Raw genomic sequence first — 16938 nt, 5'->3', positions numbered from 1 at the left:
ACGAGGCATCCGCCGCCCCGCGCGCGGCCGCGCCCCCAGCCGCCCTGCCCGCCTCCGTTCCGGTGGCCGAGCGCATCGCCGCGCTCCGGCCCGGACGCGAGCCCGAGCCGCGAGCCCATCGCGCGGCGGCGGGCGGCAGCGCGGCGCTTGCGCTCGATCCCGAGGAAGAGCGCCAGCGCATGACCATCTTCGGCCAGCGCGACCGCGACGCGCCGAAGATCGGCGGCAAGCCGAAGTTCCTCGGCCTGATGCTGACCGCCGCGCTCCTCCTCTTCCTTGCCGGGGTCGCGGCCTGGGCGTCGGTCTACCTCGACGACGGGCTCGCCCGCTTCTTCCGGGGTGACGACGAGACCGCCGTGGCCGCCCTGTCCGAGCCCGAGGCCGAGGCGGCGACCGCGGACATCGTGCCGCCGCCCGATGACGACGCCGAACTCGCCGCCGAAGCCGGGGCGGAGGACGTGACGCTCGCCGCGCTCGATCCCGAGATCGACGAGATCGACGGGGCCGCGACGGACGCCGACATCCCCGAGGCGCTCGCCACGCCCGAGACGGCAGAGGAACTGACGCCCGAGGCGGCGGAGGCGACCTATGCCGCGACCGGCATCTGGGCCCGCGCGCCCACGGCGCCGCTCGAACTGCGCGGCAGCGAGGTTGAGGACGTCTACCTGGTCTCGCTCGATCCAGAGGTCGAGGAAACCGACGCGGTCGCGCTGCCCGAGGCGCAGGCCGCGCGCGCGGACGCGCCCTACGCCGCGCCCATGCCGCCGGCCCCCGCCGGAACGGTGTTCGACCTCGACGCGCGCGGGCTTGTCCGCGCCACGCCCGAGGGCGCGCTCAATCCCGACCGGGTGCGCGTCTATGCCGGCCTGCCGCCCGCCGTGCCGCCCCGCCGCGCGTCCGTCCTGCCCGAGGGCACGCCCGGCGAGACCGCAAGCGAAGTGGCGCGCCTGCAGCAGCTGAGCCGCGTGCGGCCGAACGGCCGGCCGGTGAACCTCGTGGAGAACAGCGAACGCGCCGCGCTGAACGGGCTGTCGCTGAGCGAGCTGGCGGGGCTTCGGCCGCTGCTGCGGCCCGAGACCGCGAAGGCGGAGGCCGAGCGCGACACCGAGGCCACCGAACAGGCGGTCGTCGATTCGAAGAAGCCCATCACCCGGCCGCGCGACTTCGGCACCATCGTCGAGACCGCCCGCGCCCGCGCCACCGAGACCCCGGCGGAGCAGCCGACCGAGGTCGCCGCCGCCGCCCAGGTCGCGCCGCGCACCGTCGCGCCGTCCGCGCCGTCGAACGCGTCGGTCGCGGGCAGCGCCACGGTGCAGAACGTCCTGAACCTGCGGCAGGTGAACCTGATCGGCGTCTACGGCCAGCCCTCGAGCCGGCGCGCGCTGGTGCGGCTGTCGAACGGCCGCTACGAGAAGGTGAAGGTCGGGGACCGAATCGACGGCGGCCGCGTGGCCGCCATCGGCGAATCCGAGCTGCGCTACGTCAAGGGCGGCCGCAGCCTCGTGCTCGAGATGCCCTGAGGGCGCCCGCGCGGGCGCCCTCAGGGACGTCGGTCAGCTGTCGGCCGCGGTCAGCTCGCCCGTCGCGATCTGTTCGGCCTCGATCGATTCGAACAGCGCCTTGAAGTTGCCCTCGCCGAAGCCGTCGTCGCCCTTGCGCTCGATGAACTCGAAGAAGATCGGCCCGATCACGGTCTTCGAGAAGATCTGCAGCAGGATGCGGGTCTCGCCACCGTCCACGACGCCCTCGCCGTCGATCAGGATGCCGTGCCGCTTCATGCGGTCGATCGGCTCCTCGTGGCCCTGCACGCGCTCGACGCTCTGTTCGTAATAGGTGTCGGGCGGTCCCGGCATGAAGGCGAGCCCGTTGTCGGCAATGGCGTCGGTCGCGTCGTAGATGTTGCGCGCGCCGACGGCGATGTGCTGGATGCCTTCGCCGCCGTACTTCTTGAGGTAGGCGACGATCTGGCCCTTCTCGCCGCGGTCCTCGTTGATCGGGATCCGGATCTTGCCGCAGGGCGAGGTCAGCGCGCGGCTGAAGAGCCCCGAATACTTGCCCTCGATGTCGAAGAACCGGATCTCGCGGAAGTTGAAGAGATCGCCGTAGAACCGGAACCACGTGTCCATGTTGCCCTTGAACACGTTGTGGGTCAGGTGATCGAGATACCAGAAGCCCACGCCCTCGGGCTTCGACTGGGCGATCCAGTCGAATTCGCGGTTGTAGGGCGAGGTGTCGTGATAATCCTCGATGAAGTAGATGAGCGACCCGCCGATGCCCTTGATCGCGGGCACGTCCATCGTCTTGTCGTCGCCCTCGTAGGGCTCGGCGCCCTTGGCGACCGCGTGGTCGAAGGCATGCTGCGCGTCGACGACGCGCCACGCCATGGCAGGCGCGCAGGGCCCGTGCGCCTCGACGAAGCGCGCGGCGAAGCTGCCGGGCTCGGCGTTCAGCACGTAGGTGATGTCGCCCTGCTGCCAGAGCTCGATCCGCTTGGTCTTGTGGTTGGCCACGTGGGTGTAGCCCATGCGCGTAAAGAGGTCGCGCAGCTCGGCCGGTTCGGGATGCGCGAATTCGACGAACTCGAACCCGTCAGTGCCGGCGGGGTTGTCGCGGGTGATGGTCGCCTTCGGTGCGTCGTGCGGAAACGGTCCCATGGTGAGAGCCTCCCTTCTTGAGCCTGACCAGAGGATAATGCACGCATCGCGCGGCATGTGCGCGTTCTGCCTGCATTCCCCACCTTCACATGCGGGCATCCCGCGCATAGGATGGCCTTCATGCAGGAAACGCGCAGAGACCTCGACGAGACCGACCTGCGGCTCCTGTCGGAGCTGCAGCGCGACGCGCATCTGACGGCGCAGGAGCTGGGCCAGCGGCTGAACCTCTCGGCGAGCCAGGCCGGGCGGCGGCGCCAGCGGCTCGAGACCGAGGGCTACATCCGCGCCTACATCGCACGGCTCGATCCCGAACGGCTGGGGCTCGCGGTCCAGGCCTTCGTGCAGGTGCAGCTCGCCACCCACGGCCCCGAGCAGGGCAAGGGGTTCGCGCGGCTGCTGGCGACGCGGGCCGAGGTGATCTCGGCCTGGACGCTGACCGGGGAGGCCGACTACCTGCTGCGGGTGTTCTGCACCGATCTGGGCGCACTGAACCGCCTGATCCACGAGGTGCTGCTGGCGCATCCCACCGTCGCGCGGGTGCAGAGCCAGATCGTCATGGATCAGACGAAGCCGGACGCGCCCTTTCCTCTCTGACCACCGCGCGGGCAGGCACAGCCCCCCTGCGCGGGGCGCACGCGGCCGCCGGTGGACATCGGCGGCCCGACCGTTCCATGATCCGTGCAGCGCGCCGCGGCGCGGCTCCCACCCCTCGAGCCCGGAGACGAGATGGAAAGCTTTCTGTACCAGGCGTCGATCTTCCTCCTCGCCGCGGTGATCGCGGTGCCCATCGCCTCGCGGCTGGGGCTCGGGTCGGTGCTGGGCTACCTCGCGGCGGGCATCGTGATCGGGCCGGTGCTCGGACTCATCACCGCAACCTCGGACCTGCAGCACTTCGCCGAGTTCGGCGTGGTGATGATGCTGTTCCTCATCGGGCTCGAGCTCGAACCCCGCGCGCTCTGGGACATGCGCAAGAAGCTCGTGGGCCTCGGCGGCCTGCAGATCGTGCTGACCGGTGGCGCGGTCATGGGCGCGGCCATGGCGCTCGGGCTCGTCTGGCAGGTGGCGCTGGCTGTCGGCATGGTGTTCGCGCTGTCCTCGACCGCCATCGTGCTGCAGACGCTGTCGGAAAAGCGCCTGATGCAGACGGCGGGCGGGCGGTCCTCGTTCTCGGTCCTTCTGACGCAGGACATCGCGGTGATCCCCATGCTGGTGGTGCTGCCGCTCCTGACGCTGCGCGACCCGATCACGATCAGCGCGGACGGATCCATCGACCGAGGCGCGGGCGATCACGGCGCACATCACGGCATGAGCCTCGTCGAGGGGCTGCCGGGCTGGGGCGTGGCGCTGGTGACGCTCGCGGCCATCGCCGCGATCATCCTCGCGGGCGTGTTCCTGATCGGGCCGCTCTTCCGCTTCATCCACGCCACGCGCCTGCGCGAGATGTACACCGCGCTCGCGCTCCTGATCGTGCTCGGCATCGCGTTCCTGATGATCCTCGTGGGCCTCTCGCCCGCCCTCGGCACCTTCCTCGCCGGGGTGGTGCTGGCGAACAGCGAGTTCCGGCACGAGCTCGAATCCGACATCGAGCCGTTCAAGGGCCTGCTGCTCGGCCTCTTCTTCATCACCGTGGGGGCCGGGATCGACTTCGGCACCTTCCTGTCGGCGCCGGTCACCCTCTTCGCGCTCGCCGTGGGGGTCATGGCACTGAAGGGCGCCATCCTCTACGGGCTCGGGCGGTTCTTCGGGCTGCGCGGGCGCGACCAGTGGCTGTTCACCCTGGGGCTCGCGCAGGCGGGGGAATTCGGCTTCGTGCTGGTGTCGTTCTCGTTGCAGCAGGGAGTGTTCACCCCCGCCCTGTCGGAACGGCTGCTTCTGGTGGTCGCGCTCTCGATGCTGCTGACGCCCCTCGCCTTCATCGCCTTCGAGGTGGTGTCGAAGCGGCTCGCCGAGGAGAAGGAGGACCGCCCCGCCGATCCCATCGACGCGCACGCGCCCGTCATCATCGCGGGCATCGGCCGGTTCGGGCAGATCGTGAACCGGCTGGTCCAGAGCTGCGGCTTCGGCACGGTGGTCCTCGACCACGACATGGAGACGATCCAGGTCATGCGGCGCTTCGGCTTCAAGGGCTATTTCGGCGATCCCACCCGGCCGGAACTGCTGCACGCGGCCGGCATCGATACCGCGAAGGTGCTGGTCGTGGCGCTCGACGATCCCGCGGCGACGACGCGGCTCGTGTCCTACGCGCGGCGGCTGCGGGGCGAGGAGCTGCACATCGTCGCGCGCGCCCGCGACCGGACGCATGTCTACGCGCTCTACCAGGCGGGCGCCGACGACATCGTGCGCGAGCTCTTCGATTCCTCGATCCGCGCCGGGCGCTACGTGCTCGAGAACATCGGCATGACGGAATACGAGGCCGCGCAGGCGCAGGAGACGTTCTACCACCACGACCGCTACACGGTGCGCGAGCTGGCCAAGCTCTGGAAGCCAGGCGTCGCGCCGGCGGACAATGCCGACTACATCGCGCGCGCCAAGGAGCTGGAGAAGGAACTCGAGACCGCCCTCTTCCAGGCGCTCGAGCGCAAGGACGACGCGGCATGAGCCGCATGCGCGCGGACCTGCACGGGAAAGGGGCCGCACCCTTCGGCGCGGCCCCCTGCCGGTTCACGTGATGCAGAGAGCGCCTCAGGCGGCGCGGGACACCAGGACCTCGTCCACCTTCTTGGCGGCCGCGACCTCGTCCCCGCCGGTCACTGCGGCGACCTCGCGGGTCAGCCGCTCGAGCGCCGCCTCGTAAAGCTGGCGCTCGGAATAGCTCTGCTCGCGCTGGTCGTCCGCGCGGTGCAGGTCGCGCACGACCTCGGCAATGGCGATCAGGTCGCCGGAATTGATCTTCTGCTCGTATTCCTGCGCCCGGCGGGACCACATGGCGCGCTTGACCTTGGCCTTGCCGCGCAGGGTCTTCATCGCTTCGCTGACCACGTCGGGAGAGCTGAGCGACCGCATGCCCACCTCGGACGCCTTGTGCGTCGGAACGCGCAGCGTCATCTTGTCCTTCTCGAAGGAGATCACGAACAGTTCCAGCTTGATGCCGGCGATTTCCTGCTCCTCGATCGACATGATCTGACCGACGCCGTGCGCGGGGTACACGACGTAGTCGTTGGGGCGGAACTCGGATTTCTTGGTCTTGGTCATTCAGGCTTCCTCGGCAGCTCACCGGTGCTCAGGCGACAAGAAAAGTGAGCGGAAACGCAAATTTCCGTTCACTTCGATATATGACCTCGGATTAGGGTCCCGGGGCGCGCGTCGCCGGGGACCAGTATGCACGCGGTGTACTCATTTGCAGGGATAACATAGCACATTTTGCAGCCCCCCGCCAGCGGAGCCCTGCCGACGGAGATTGTCCAGTGCTATCAGCATCTTGCCGGCGAAGCCTTGCGCATCGCGGCAGGATGTCGCGCGAATCGCGCTCAGCCGCCCTCGCCCGCCGCTTCCGAGAAGTACTTCTCGAGCTTGCCGGTCTCGCCGTCGCGGTCCTCGGCCTCGGGCAGCGGGTCCTTCTTGGTGATGATGACCGGCCACATCTCGGAGTACTTGCGGTTGAATTCCACCCACGTCTCCATGCCCGGCTCGGTGTCCGGGCGGATCGCGTCGGCAGGGCATTCCGGTTCGCACACCCCGCAATCGATGCATTCGTCGGGGTGGATCACCAGCATGTTCTCGCCCTCGTAGAAGCAATCCACCGGGCAGACCTCGACGCAGTCGGTGTATTTGCAGGCGATGCAGTTGTCGGTGACGATGTAGGTCATTGCGGAGGTGTCCCGTTGTCTTGCCCGACAGCTAAGCCATGTGCCGGGGTCATTCAAGCGCCCCGCCGCGGGTTTGATCGAGCCTGCGGCGATCCTTCCCGGTGGGCCTTCCGCCCGGCTCGGGGCGCGGCCGGCCGGGATCGGCCGGGGCAGGTTCGGGCGGCGAGAGATCGTCGTAGAGGGCGCGCGCCTCGGGGGAAGGGCCGCGCCGATCCCCCAGCGCAAGGATGCGCACGACCCGCACGGCACGGGCCTGCGGAAAGGTCAGGACGTCGCCGGGACCGACGGCGACCGACGCCTTGGCCACGCGCTGCCCGTTCAGGCGCACGTGGCCGCCGGTCGCCACCTTGGCGGCCAGGCTGCGGGTCTTGAAGAACCGCGCCTGCCACAGCCACTTGTCGATCCTCAGTTTCGCAGGTGCCTCGGACACCTACGAGCGGTCCTTGAACCCCATGAGAGCCGCCGCGAACGGGTTGTCCGGATCGATCCGGTCCTTCTTCTGCGGGCGGGATTCGTAGGTCTTGGGGCCCTTGTCCTCGCGCGGGGGCCGCTTGCCGCCCGGCGCGCCGCCGGACTTGCCGCGCGGGCCGCCCGCGGCCTTGCCGCCGCGCTTCTCGCCGCCGCCGCCACCGCGACGTTCGCCTCGGGCGCCGCCCTCGGCGCCGCCGCGCCGGCCGCCCTTGCCGCCGCGCGTGCCGGCCCAGGTGAAGGTGTAGTAGGTCTCGACCTCGGGCGCGGCCAGATCGGTGTCGGGCGGCGTTCCGACCGGCACCTCGTCCGAGGGGATCTCGGCGATGCCGGTGTCCACCTCCGGGTCGGGCTCGGCCGGCGCCTCGGCGACGGGCGCGAGATCATCCTCGGGGATGCTCTCCGCCTCCGCCTCGACCGTGCTTTCCGGGTCGACCTGCGGCTGCTCGGTGATCGCTCCGGGCGCGGCGTCGGCCTCGGCCGCCGCGTCGAAGACCGGCTGGTCGGGAGCGTCCGGCTCGGCCGTGTCGTCCGCAGGCGACAGCGTGTCGTCGGCCGGATCGAGCGTGTCCTCGCCGCCGACCGTGTCCACCGGCGTCTCGGCGCGCGGATCACCGCCGCCGGTCTCGGGGGCGAGCGTCTCGACCGGAATGGTCCGGTCGACGGGCCGCGCCTTCTCGCGCTCGCCCTTCTCGGCCCGGTAGCCGAGGCCCTGCATGAGGTCCGCGAACTGCTCGAGCGTCAGGCCTGTGATGGACAGCATGTCCGCCTTGGCCTCGAAGCCGCCGCGGCTGTCCTCGCCGCGCAGCATGTCGGCGAGCCGTTCCAGCATGTCGATGCGGATCGCCCGTGCGCCGGACTTGCGGTAGCCCATGACCGCGAACTGCTCGGCGGGCACCTCGGGCTGGTCGGGCACGGTCACGAGCCCCGGCGGCGGCGCCTCAGGGAAGGTGTCGAGCCCGTTCGCCAGCGACCAGAGCACGAGCCGCAACCGGGTTGGCGCCGGTTTCAGCAGGAGCGGCATGAAGACCGTGAACTGGCCGAAGCGGATGCCGTGCTTGCGCAGCGCGCCCCGCGCCTCCTGGTCGAGCCCGCGCACCTCGTCTGAGACCTGCGCACGCGGGATCACCCCCATCGATTCGACCATGCGGTAGCCGAAGCCCTTGGCGGTTCCCGACAGCGTCTCGTCGCGACGGATGTTCATCAAGGGCTCGAACAGCGCCGCGATCTTGCGGTCGATGAAGTGCTGCAGACGGCGTTCGACCTTCTGGATGACGTCGGCACCTGCCGTATCGTCGACGAAGGCCGTCACCCGGGGCTTCAGCGGATCGTCGCCCGCGACGAGCTTGCCCACCGCCTGGTCGCCCCACATGAGGCCACCCTGCTCGGTGAAGTCGATCTCGGTGTCCGGCGCGTTGTAGAACCTGTCCGCGCGCAGATGAAAATGCGGCGCAAGCGCCTGCAGCGACGCGCTTTTCAGCGTCTTCGCTTCCTGGCCCTGGGCGTCCTTGTCCTGACGGAATCGGAACCCTTCCAGCCGTCCGACGAATTCGCCTTCGACCGTGACCTCGCCCTTGTCGTTCACTTCGGCCAAGAGGGCCTCCTTCTGCTTTAACCGGCGGAGCAGAACGCTCGTCCGCCGATCAACAAATCTCTGGGTCAGACGGTCGTGCAGCGCATCCGACAGCCTGTCTTCTACCGCGCGGGTGGTCTCGCGCCAATGCGTTTCGTCCCCCACCCAGCCTTTCCTCTGCGCGACGTACGTCCATGTGCGGATATACGCCAGCCGTTTGGACAGCGTGTCGATGTCCCCGTCGGTCCGGTCGATGCGATGGACCTGTCGCGCGATGAAGTCGTCCGGCACGCTGCCTCTCTGGTGCAGGTGCGCGAAAATAACGTTCAGAAGGCCCGCATGTTCCGCGTGGCTGATGCCACGGAAGTCGGGCACCCGGCAGACATCCCACAAAAGCTGCACGGATCGCGGATCCGACGCGCGCGCCATGACCTCGCCGTCCTGCGCGAGCATCCTGAGGGCGATCAGGTCGTCGGCGTCGCGGGCCCGCGCCAGCCTGTCGTCGTCGGGCGCGGCCTCGAGCGAGGCGATGAGCCGCTCGACGCTGCCGAAGCTCAGCGCGGCGTTGCGCCAGTTGAGCCGCCGGATCGGCGCGAATCGGTGACTGACGATGGCCTCCGCCACTTCGTCGTCGAGCGGCTGCGCCTCGCCGGTCACCCCGAAGGTGCCGTTCGCCATGCCGCGTCCCGCCCGGCCCGCGATCTGCGCGAGCTCGTTCGGCGCGAGCGGCCGCATGCGGCGGCCGTCGAACTTGGTCAGCGACGAGAACGCCACGTGGTCGATGTCGAGGTTGAGCCCCATGCCGATGGCGTCGGTGGCCACGAGGTAGTCGACCTCGCCATTCTGGTAGAGCGCCACCTGCGCGTTGCGGGTCCGGGGACTCAGCGCGCCCATCACCACCGCCGCGCCGCCCTTCTGCCGGCGCAGGAGCTCGGCGATGGCGTAGACGTTCTCGACCGAGAAGCCGACGATGGCGCTGCGCGGCGCGAGGCGGCTGATCTTCTTCGACCCCGTGTAGGACAGCTGGCTCATCCGCTCGCGGCGTACGAACTCGACCCCGGGCACCAGTCCCGCGATGGGTCCGCGCATGGTGTCGGCGCCGAGGAACAGCGTCTCGCGCAGGCCGCGGGCGCGCAGCAGGCGGTCGGTGAAGACGTGACCGCGCTCGGGGTCGGCGCAGAGCTGGATCTCGTCGATGGCCACGAAGTCGCAGCCCATGCCCTCGGGCATCGCCTCGACCGTGCAGACCCAGTAGGCGGCGCGCGGCGGCACGATGCGTTCCTCGCCGGTGACCAGCGCCACGACCGAGGGGCCGCGCGCGGCCACGATCTTGTCGTAGACCTCGCGCGCCAGAAGGCGCAGCGGCAGGCCGATCATTCCGGTGCGGTAGCCCAGCATCCGGTCGATGGCGTAGTGGGTCTTGCCGGTGTTCGTCGGGCCGAGAACGGCCGCGAGGCGCGGGCGGTCAGACATGCCCCGTCCAATCTTTCGCGGATGCGTGTGTCGTCAGAGCTTCCAGCCGCGGGCGTCGCGTTCAAGCCGTTCCATGGCGTCAAGGAGCGTCTGGTCGTGCGGACGCAGGCGGGCGGCCATGGCATAGGCGTCGTAGGCCCGCTGCGGTTCGTCGAGGTGGTCGAAGATGGCGCCGACCCCCTGCAGCGCCCCGAAATGGTCGGGGTTGAGCGCCAGCGTGCGCTCGAGCGCGTAGGCGGCGGGCCCGTACAGCTCCTTGGCGTAATAGGCGAGCGAGAGCGCGAGCCAGCCCTCGGCGAAGTCCGGCGCGTGGTCGGTCAGCGCGGTCAGGTGCTCGACCGCGGCGTCGAGGTCGTTGACCTCCATCGCGTCGCGGCCCCGCTTGAGCAGCAGGTCCATGGCCGCCGAACCCGATTTCGACCATTCGAGCTGGAGCTCGCGCTCGACGCGCTGCGCGGCCACGTCGTCCTCCGCTTCGGCGAGCTGCGACAGCAGCTCGTCGGAGCGGTCCGAGCCGACTTCGGCCGAGAGCGGTAGGGAATACGTGACTATGGCCACGCCTGCCGCCACGATAGATTTGAAAGTCATGTGTGCCATGCTCATTGTGCGGTCGAGTGTAGCGTGCATGGCGGGAAATGCCACCCGCCATCGGATCAAATGGAGGACAACGCGCATGAGCGACGTGGTGGCAGAGGCCGTGAAGACCATGAACCAGAAGGACGTGTCGGGCTTCGACGCGACCGCCAAGTTCGAGATCGAGGGCGAAGGCGCCTTCATGCTCGATTCGAACGGCGCGCGCGAGGGCGACGGCGACGCGGACGTGACGCTGACAGCCGACGCGGACACCTTCAAGCAGATCCTCGACGGCGACCTCGACCCGACCTCTGCCTTCATGTCGGGCAAGCTGTCGATCGACGGCGACATGGGCAAGGCCATGCAGCTCGCGCAGGTTCTCGCCTGATGCACGACGCCGCACCGTTCCTGTCGGAGCTCTCCGAGGGCCCGGAGGGCACGCATGCCTTCTGGGTCGAGGCGATCGACGCGGTGCGGCTGAGGCTGGCCCATTTCCCCGCAAAGTCCGCGCGGGGCACGGTGCTGCTGTTTCCCGGCCGCACCGAGTATGTCGAGAAATACGGCCGCACCGCCCGCGATCTTGCAGAGCGGGGCTATGCCACGCTCTGCGTCGACTGGCGCGGCCAGGGGCTCGCCGACCGGTTCCTCGCCGACGTGCGCACCGGCCACGTGGCAAGCTTTGCCGACTACCAGAAGGACGTCGACGCGATGATCGCGGCGGCACGGTCCATGGACCTGCCGCGGCCCTTCCATCTCCTCGCGCATTCCATGGGCGGCTGCATCGGCCTGCGCGCGCTCATGCGCGGCATCGACGTGGCTTCCGTCGTCTTCACCGGGCCCATGTGGGGAATCCAGATGGCGTCCACCCTCCGGCCCGCGGCCTGGGCGCTCAGCTGGTCCGGCGCGCGGCTCGGCCTCGGCCACGTCTACACGCCCGGCACCCGGCCCGACGCCTACGTGGTCGCCGAGGCGTTCGAGAACAACCTCCTGACCACCGACACGGAGATGTACGAGTACATGCGCAGCCACGTGATGGCCGAGCCGCGCCTGCAACTCGGCGGCCCGTCCCTGCACTGGCTGCACCAGGCGCTCGGGGAATGCCGCGACCTGGCCCAGCGCCCGTCGCCGTCCCTGCCCTGCGTGACCTTCGTCGGCTCGAACGAGCGCATCGTCGACGTTCTGCGCATCCGCGAGCGCATGGCGCGCTGGCCGGGCGGCCGGCTCGAGGTCATCGCGGGCGGCGAGCACGAGGTGCTCATGGAAGGCCGCGAGATCCGCACGCGCATCGTCGACGCGGGCGTCGCGCTCTTCGACGCGGCGGCGGACGGCGGGGCCACGCGCAGCGCGACCGCCTGAGGCCGCTGGCGGGCCGCCCGGCGCGCGCTATGCTCTGCCGCGCCATGGCCGATCCCGTCCTCACCTTCACAGACCGCGGCATCTACTGTCCCGCCGGCGATTTCCACATCGACCCGTGGCGGCCGGTGGAGTCCGCGCTCATCACCCACGGCCATGCCGATCATGCCCGCTGGGGCCATCGGCGCTACCTCGCCACCGACGGCGCGGCCCCCGTGATCCGCCACCGTCTCGGCGACATCGCTATCGAGACGATCCGCTACGGCGAGACGCGGCGGATCGGCGGCGCCACCGTGTCGTTCCATCCCGCCGGCCACCTGCCCGGATCGGCGCAGATCCGCGTCGAGGTGGGCGGCGCCGTCTGGGTGGTCTCGGGCGACTACAAGACCGATGCCGACGGCCTCTCCGAGCCGTTCGAGCCGGTGCGCTGCCACGCCTTCGTCAGCGAATGCACCTTCGGGCTGCCGGTCTTCACCTGGGCGCCGCAGGCCGACATCGCGGCCGAGGTGAACGCGTGGTGGGCGGCGAACGCGGCCGAGGGACGGACGTCGATCCTCGGGGCCTACTCGCTCGGCAAGGCGCAGCGGATCCTCTCGCTCGTCGACCCCGGGATCGGCCCGATCCTGACCCACGGCGCGGTCGAGGGCACGAACGGCGTCCTGCGCGCGCAGGGCTATCCGCTGCCCGACACGACGCAGGTCACGCCCGAGACCAAGGGCCGCGACGCGCCGGGCGCGCTGGTGCTCGCACCGCCCTCGGCGCTCGGCACGCCCTGGGCGCGGCGCTTCGGGACCGCCTCGACCGCCTTCGCGAGCGGGTGGATGCGGCTTCGCGGGGTGCGGCGCCGGCGTGCGGCGGACCGCGGCTTCGTGCTGTCGGACCACGCGGACTGGGACGGGCTGATCGGCGCGATCCGCGAGACGGGCGCCGAAAACATATATGTTACACATGGATACACGGACATCTTCGCGCGCTGGTTGAACCAGAACGGCTGGAACGCCGACGTCGTGCCGACCGAGTTCGGCAGCGAGGAAGAGGACGATACCGCCGCGACGGACGCCGCATGAAGGACTTCGCCGCGCTCTTCACCGCCATCGACCAGACCACCCGCACCTCGGTGAAGACCCGCGCGCTCGCCGCGTTCTTCGAGACCGCGTCGGACGAGGACAAGCTCTGGACCGTGGCGCTGTTCTCGGGCCGGCGGCCGAAGCGGGCGGTGACGACCACGCAGCTGCGCGAATGGGCGGCCGAACGCGCGGGGATCCCGCTCTGGCTGCTCGAGGAAAGCTACCCGGTGGTGGGCGACCTGGCCGAGACCATCGCGCTCGTCCTGCCGCCCGCCGCCACGCCCGAGGACCGGCCGCTGTCGCACTGGATCGGCTACCTGCGCGGGCTCGCCCGCGCGGATGTCGAGGCGCGCCGGGCCGCGATCCTCGACGCGTGGGACCGGCTCGACGCGACCGAGCGCTTCCTCTTCAACAAGCTCCTGACCGGCGGCTGGCGGATCGGCGTCAGCCAGAAGCTCATGACGCGCGCGCTCGCGCAGGCGACGGGCCAGGAGGAGGCCGTCCTCGCGCACAAGCTGATGGGCGGCTGGACCCCGGACGACGTCACCTGGGCGAGCCTCATCGAGGCCGACGACGCGAGCTCCGACCTCTCGCGCCCCTACCCGTTCTACCTGGCCTTCCAGCTCGAGGATCCGCCGGAGACTCTCGGCAGCCACGACGACTGGCTCGCGGAGTGGAAATGGGACGGCATCCGCGGGCAGCTCGTCCTCAGGGGCGGCGCGCACCACGTCTGGTCGCGCGGCGAGGAGCTGATGACCGACCGCTTCCCGGAATTCGCCCGCGCCCGCGACTTCCTGCCCGACGGTACCGTGATCGACGGCGAGATCCTCGCCTGGGCGGACGGCGCGCCCCTGCCCTTCAACACCCTGCAGGCGCGGATCGGCCGCAAGACGGTGCCGCGCAAGCTCCTGCGCGAGGCGCCCGTGAGCATGGTGGCCTACGACCTGCTGGAAGCGGACGGCGCGGACCTGCGCGATGCCCCCATGGCCGCGCGGCGGGCGCGGCTCGAGGAGCTGGTGGGCGGGCTGCCCGACGAGGCGCCGGTGCGCGTCTCGCCCGCGATCGCCTTCGGCGACTGGGACGACCTCGCCCGGCGGCGGGCCGCCGCGCGCGCGTTCCGCGCCGAGGGCGTGATGCTCAAGCGCAAGGACAGCCCCTACCTGTCAGGCCGGCGCAAGGGCGACTGGTGGAAATGGAAACTCGACCCGCTCGTGATCGACGCGGTCATGATCTACGCGCAGTCGGGATCCGGCCGGCGCGCCAACCTCTTCACCGACTTCACCTTCGCGGTCTGGGACGGCGACGCGCTCGTGCCCTTCACCAAGGCCTATTCAGGCCTGACCGATGCCGAGTTCCGCCGGATCACCCAGTGGGTGCGCCGGCACACCGAGCAGCGCTTCGGCCCGGTGCGGCAGGTGACGCCGCACCACGTCTTCGAGATCGCCTTCGAGGGCATCCAGGAAAGCCCGCGGCACAAGTCGGGCGTGGCGCTGCGCTTTCCGCGCATGAGTCGCTGGCGGCACGACAAGCCCGCGCGCGAGGCCAACACGCTCGACGACCTCAAGGCCATGCTCGCGGCCTACGGCTGAAGGAATGCCGGGCCGCGTGGTTGCAATCGCGCCCGCGCGGTCCCTATGTCAGTGCAAACGACAAAAGGTGATCCCATGCGCTTTCCGTCCGCCCCGATCCTGCCCCTGCGCGACGCCCGCCCGCCCGCCGGCGGACGCGACCTGGGCGATCTGCCCGAATGGGATCTGACCGATCTCTATGCCGCGCCCGACGCGCCGGAGCTCAAGCGCGACCTCGACTGGCTCGAGGCGGCCTGCAAGGGCTTCGCCGAGGATTACGAGGGCAGGATCGCGACGCTCGACGCGGACGGGTTCCTCGAGATGGTGCACCGCCACGAGCGGATCGAGAACATCGCCGGCCGCATCATGTCCTATACGGGCCTGCGCTACTACCAGAACACGACCGATCCCGGCCGCACCAAGATGCTGTCGGACATGCAGGAGAAGATCACCACCTACACCACGCCGCTGGTGTTCTTCTCGCTCGAGCTGAACCGCGTGGACGACGCGGACTACGCCGCTCTGTTCGAGGCGAATGCCGAGCTCGCCCGCTACAAGCCCGCCTTCGACCGCATCCGGGCGCTGAAACCCTACCAGCTGTCGGACGAGATGGAGAAGTTCCTGCACGACATGGGGGTCGTGGGCGACGCCTGGGAGCGGCTCTTCGACGAGACGATCGCGGGGCTCACCTTCGAGGTGGATGGCGAGGAACTCGGCATCGAGGCGACGCTGAACCTGCTGACCGACCGCGACCGCGACCGCCGCGAGGCGGCGGCGCGCGCCCTCGCCGAGACCTTCGGAGCGAATGTCCGCACCTTCGCGCGCGTGCACAACACGCAGGCCAAGGAAAAGGAGGTCCTCGACCGCTGGCGCGGCATGCCCACGGCGCAGACTGGGCGGCACCTCTCGAACGACGTGGAGCCCGAGGTGGTCGGGGCGCTGCGCGACGCGGTGGTGAAGGCCTATCCGCGGCTCTCGCACCGCTACTACGAGCTCAAGCGCCGGTGGCTCGGCGTCGAGCGCATGCAGGTCTGGGACCGCAACGCGCCGCTGCCCATGTCCTCGGACCGCGTGGTCGACTGGGACGAGGCACGCGAGACGGTGATGAACGCCTATGCGGGCTTCGACCCGAAGATGGCCGAGATCGCGCAGCCCTTCTTCGACCGGGGCTGGATCGACGCGGGCGTGACGCCGGGCAAGGCGCCGGGGGCCTTCGCCCACCCGACCGTCACCGACGTGCACCCCTACGTGCTGCTGAACTATCTCGGCAAGCCGCGCGACGTCATGACGCTCGCCCACGAACTGGGGCACGGCGTGCACCAGGTGCTGGCCGCGGGCCAAGGCGAGATGCTGGCCGCGACGCCGCTCACCCTCGCCGAGACCGCGTCGGTCTTCGGCGAGATGCTGACCTTCCGCCGGATGCTCGCCAATGCCGCGGACGACGCCGAGCGCAAGGTGCTGCTGGCCGGCAAGGTCGAGGACATGATCAACACCGTGGTGCGGCAGATCGCGTTCTACGACTTCGAGTGCAAGCTGCACGCGGCGCGCCGCGACGGCGAACTCACCCCGGACGACATCAACGCGCTCTGGATGAGCGTCCAGGCCGAGAGCCTCGGACCCGCCTTCGACTTCATGGACGGCTACGAGACGTTCTGGGCCTACATCCCGCACTTCGTGCATTCGCCCTTCTACGTCTACGCCTATGCCTTCGGCGACGGGCTGGTGAACGCGCTCTACGCCGAGTACGAGGCGCGCCCCGAAGGCTTCCAGGAGAAGTACTTCGACATGCTGAAGGCCGGCGGCTCCAAGCACCACAAGGCGCTGCTCGCGCCCTTCGGGCTCGACGCGACCGACCCCGCCTTCTGGGACAAGGGGCTGGCGATGATCGAGGGCTTCATCGACGAGCTCGAGGCGATGGAAGGCTGAGAGGCCGATCCCGCCCGGGCAGGCCCGGGCGGGAGCCTCCGGCGGGGATATTTTGACCAAGAAGAAGCACGAGCCGCGCGCGCAGCCCCCCGTTTCTTCTTGGCGGAAGTATCCCGGGGTGAATTGGCGCGGCACGCGCCAAGAGGGGCGGAGCCCCTTCTGCCGTCCTCCGCCGGCTACTTGAGCTGGCTGTCCTTCGAGCCGCGTCGGTTGATGCCGGAGCGCGCGGCGGGACGGCGGTCGCGGTCCTGCTGGCAGTCGATGCAGAGCTTGACGCCCGGGATCGCTGCGCGGCGCTTCTCGGGGATGGGTTCGTCGCATTCCGCGCACCGGGCAAGGCTCTCGCCCGCCGGCGCGCGGCGCGCGCGCAGGCGCGCGAGCTCCTCGCTGATCGACGCCTCGATCTGCTCGTTCACCGCGCCGTCGCGCGTCCATCCTCCGGCCATCCTCGCCTCCGCCTGAAACCGGCAGGCACGC

14 protein-coding genes and 1 pseudogene are annotated in these 16938 nt (G+C 70.0%); 8 read left to right on the top strand and 7 right to left on the bottom strand.

Features of this window, described 5'->3' with window-relative positions:
* Positions 1-1520, top strand: a pseudogene (locus tag RISW2_RS25025) (hypothetical protein); the annotation flags it as partial.
* Positions 1521-1553: 33 nt separating this feature from the next.
* On the opposite strand, the gene hppD reads toward RISW2_RS25025, so the two are convergent.
* The gene (hppD, locus tag RISW2_RS09270) at positions 1554-2654 is read right to left on the bottom strand and encodes a 4-hydroxyphenylpyruvate dioxygenase (RefSeq protein ID WP_043769454.1); all 1101 of its coding nucleotides are present in this window, start codon (positions 2652-2654) and stop codon (positions 1554-1556) included.
* A gap of 120 nt (positions 2655-2774) precedes the next feature.
* Between hppD and RISW2_RS09265 the strand changes: the two genes are divergently transcribed.
* Together RISW2_RS09265 and RISW2_RS09260 are read left to right on the top strand one after the other, a co-directional pair.
* Positions 2775-3248, top strand: coding sequence for an Lrp/AsnC family transcriptional regulator (locus RISW2_RS09265; RefSeq protein ID WP_043769450.1), 474 nt, complete (start codon positions 2775-2777; stop codon positions 3246-3248).
* 132 nt (positions 3249-3380) lie between these two features.
* Positions 3381-5252, top strand: a complete 1872-nt coding sequence (locus RISW2_RS09260; RefSeq protein WP_043769447.1) for a monovalent cation:proton antiporter-2 (CPA2) family protein — start codon at positions 3381-3383, stop codon at positions 5250-5252.
* Between the two features lie 84 nt (positions 5253-5336).
* Here the strand turns inward: RISW2_RS09260 and RISW2_RS09255 are convergent, their stop codons facing one another.
* The 5 genes from RISW2_RS09255 to RISW2_RS09235 all read right to left on the bottom strand — a co-directional run bounded on the left by RISW2_RS09255 (position 5337) and on the right by RISW2_RS09235 (position 10562).
* A complete protein-coding gene (locus RISW2_RS09255) occupies positions 5337-5846 on the bottom strand; it encodes a CarD family transcriptional regulator (protein WP_043769444.1) in 510 nt (169 codons plus the stop codon).
* Between the two features lie 275 nt (positions 5847-6121).
* Complete coding sequence (gene fdxA / locus RISW2_RS09250; RefSeq protein ID WP_043769441.1) at positions 6122-6460, bottom strand: ferredoxin FdxA; 339 nt, start codon at positions 6458-6460, stop codon at positions 6122-6124.
* Positions 6461-6509: 49 nt separating this feature from the next.
* Positions 6510-6890 (bottom strand): RNA-binding S4 domain-containing protein, encoded by a 381-nt coding sequence (locus tag RISW2_RS09245; RefSeq protein WP_043769438.1) that lies wholly within the window; start codon positions 6888-6890, stop codon positions 6510-6512.
* Positions 6891-9974 (bottom strand): helicase-related protein, encoded by a 3084-nt coding sequence (locus tag RISW2_RS09240; RefSeq protein ID WP_043769435.1) that lies wholly within the window; start codon positions 9972-9974, stop codon positions 6891-6893.
* A gap of 33 nt (positions 9975-10007) precedes the next feature.
* Positions 10008-10562: a tetratricopeptide repeat protein gene (locus RISW2_RS09235; RefSeq protein ID WP_244437538.1), complete on the bottom strand. Its 555-nt coding sequence runs from the start codon at positions 10560-10562 to the stop codon at positions 10008-10010.
* Between the two features lie 85 nt (positions 10563-10647).
* Between RISW2_RS09235 and RISW2_RS09230 the strand changes: the two genes are divergently transcribed.
* From RISW2_RS09230 to RISW2_RS09210, 5 genes are all read left to right on the top strand, one after another.
* On the top strand, positions 10648-10935 hold the full coding sequence (locus RISW2_RS09230) for an SCP2 sterol-binding domain-containing protein (protein WP_043769429.1): 288 nt from the start codon (positions 10648-10650) through the stop codon (positions 10933-10935).
* Positions 10935-11903: an alpha/beta fold hydrolase gene (locus tag RISW2_RS09225; protein WP_043769426.1), complete on the top strand. Its 969-nt coding sequence runs from the start codon at positions 10935-10937 to the stop codon at positions 11901-11903. The genes RISW2_RS09230 and RISW2_RS09225 overlap by 1 nt, the downstream gene beginning before the upstream one ends.
* Positions 11904-11947: 44 nt before the next feature.
* Complete coding sequence (locus RISW2_RS09220) at positions 11948-12967, top strand: ligase-associated DNA damage response exonuclease (protein ID WP_043769517.1); 1020 nt, start codon at positions 11948-11950, stop codon at positions 12965-12967.
* Positions 12964-14556: an ATP-dependent DNA ligase gene (locus tag RISW2_RS09215; RefSeq protein ID WP_043769424.1), complete on the top strand. Its 1593-nt coding sequence runs from the start codon at positions 12964-12966 to the stop codon at positions 14554-14556. The genes RISW2_RS09220 and RISW2_RS09215 overlap by 4 nt, the downstream gene beginning before the upstream one ends.
* Before the next feature lie 75 nt (positions 14557-14631).
* Positions 14632-16461 carry a M3 family oligoendopeptidase gene (locus RISW2_RS09210; RefSeq protein WP_043769422.1) on the top strand — a complete coding sequence of 610 codons (1830 nt, stop codon included), beginning with the start codon at positions 14632-14634 and terminating at the stop codon, positions 16459-16461.
* A gap of 176 nt (positions 16462-16637) precedes the next feature.
* Here RISW2_RS09210 and RISW2_RS09205 read toward each other — a convergent pair whose 3' ends face one another.
* Entirely contained in the window at positions 16638-16907 is a 270-nt protein-coding gene (locus RISW2_RS09205; protein WP_043769420.1) for a DksA/TraR family C4-type zinc finger protein, read from the bottom strand.
* Positions 16908-16938 lie beyond the last annotated feature (31 nt).

The organism is Roseivivax isoporae LMG 25204, from assembly GCF_000521865.1.
Classification (GTDB): Bacteria; Pseudomonadota; Alphaproteobacteria; order Rhodobacterales; family Rhodobacteraceae; genus Roseivivax; species Roseivivax isoporae.
This window is presented reverse-complemented; position numbering and strand designations above follow the sequence as displayed.

What these genes read in the sequence shown, in the direction of transcription:
- RISW2_RS09255 (WP_043769444.1), bottom strand. Translation starts at nt 5,846, where the DNA reads ATGACCAAGACCAAGAAATCCGAGTTCCGCCCCAACGACTACGTCGTG.
- RISW2_RS09220 (WP_043769517.1), top strand. Translation starts at nt 11,948, where the DNA reads ATGGCCGATCCCGTCCTCACCTTCACAGACCGCGGCATCTACTGTCCC.
- RISW2_RS09240 (WP_043769435.1), bottom strand. Translation starts at nt 9,974, where the DNA reads ATGTCTGACCGCCCGCGCCTCGCGGCCGTTCTCGGCCCGACGAACACC.
- fdxA (WP_043769441.1), bottom strand. Translation starts at nt 6,460, where the DNA reads ATGACCTACATCGTCACCGACAACTGCATCGCCTGCAAATACACCGAC.
- RISW2_RS09230 (WP_043769429.1), top strand. Translation starts at nt 10,648, where the DNA reads ATGAGCGACGTGGTGGCAGAGGCCGTGAAGACCATGAACCAGAAGGAC.
- RISW2_RS09215 (WP_043769424.1), top strand. Translation starts at nt 12,964, where the DNA reads ATGAAGGACTTCGCCGCGCTCTTCACCGCCATCGACCAGACCACCCGC.
- RISW2_RS09265 (WP_043769450.1), top strand. Translation starts at nt 2,775, where the DNA reads ATGCAGGAAACGCGCAGAGACCTCGACGAGACCGACCTGCGGCTCCTG.
- RISW2_RS09260 (WP_043769447.1), top strand. Translation starts at nt 3,381, where the DNA reads ATGGAAAGCTTTCTGTACCAGGCGTCGATCTTCCTCCTCGCCGCGGTG.
- RISW2_RS09205 (WP_043769420.1), bottom strand. Translation starts at nt 16,907, where the DNA reads ATGGCCGGAGGATGGACGCGCGACGGCGCGGTGAACGAGCAGATCGAG.
- RISW2_RS09225 (WP_043769426.1), top strand. Translation starts at nt 10,935, where the DNA reads ATGCACGACGCCGCACCGTTCCTGTCGGAGCTCTCCGAGGGCCCGGAG.
- hppD (WP_043769454.1), bottom strand. Translation starts at nt 2,654, where the DNA reads ATGGGACCGTTTCCGCACGACGCACCGAAGGCGACCATCACCCGCGAC.
- RISW2_RS09210 (WP_043769422.1), top strand. Translation starts at nt 14,632, where the DNA reads ATGCGCTTTCCGTCCGCCCCGATCCTGCCCCTGCGCGACGCCCGCCCG.
- RISW2_RS09235 (WP_244437538.1), bottom strand. Translation starts at nt 10,562, where the DNA reads ATGACTTTCAAATCTATCGTGGCGGCAGGCGTGGCCATAGTCACGTAT.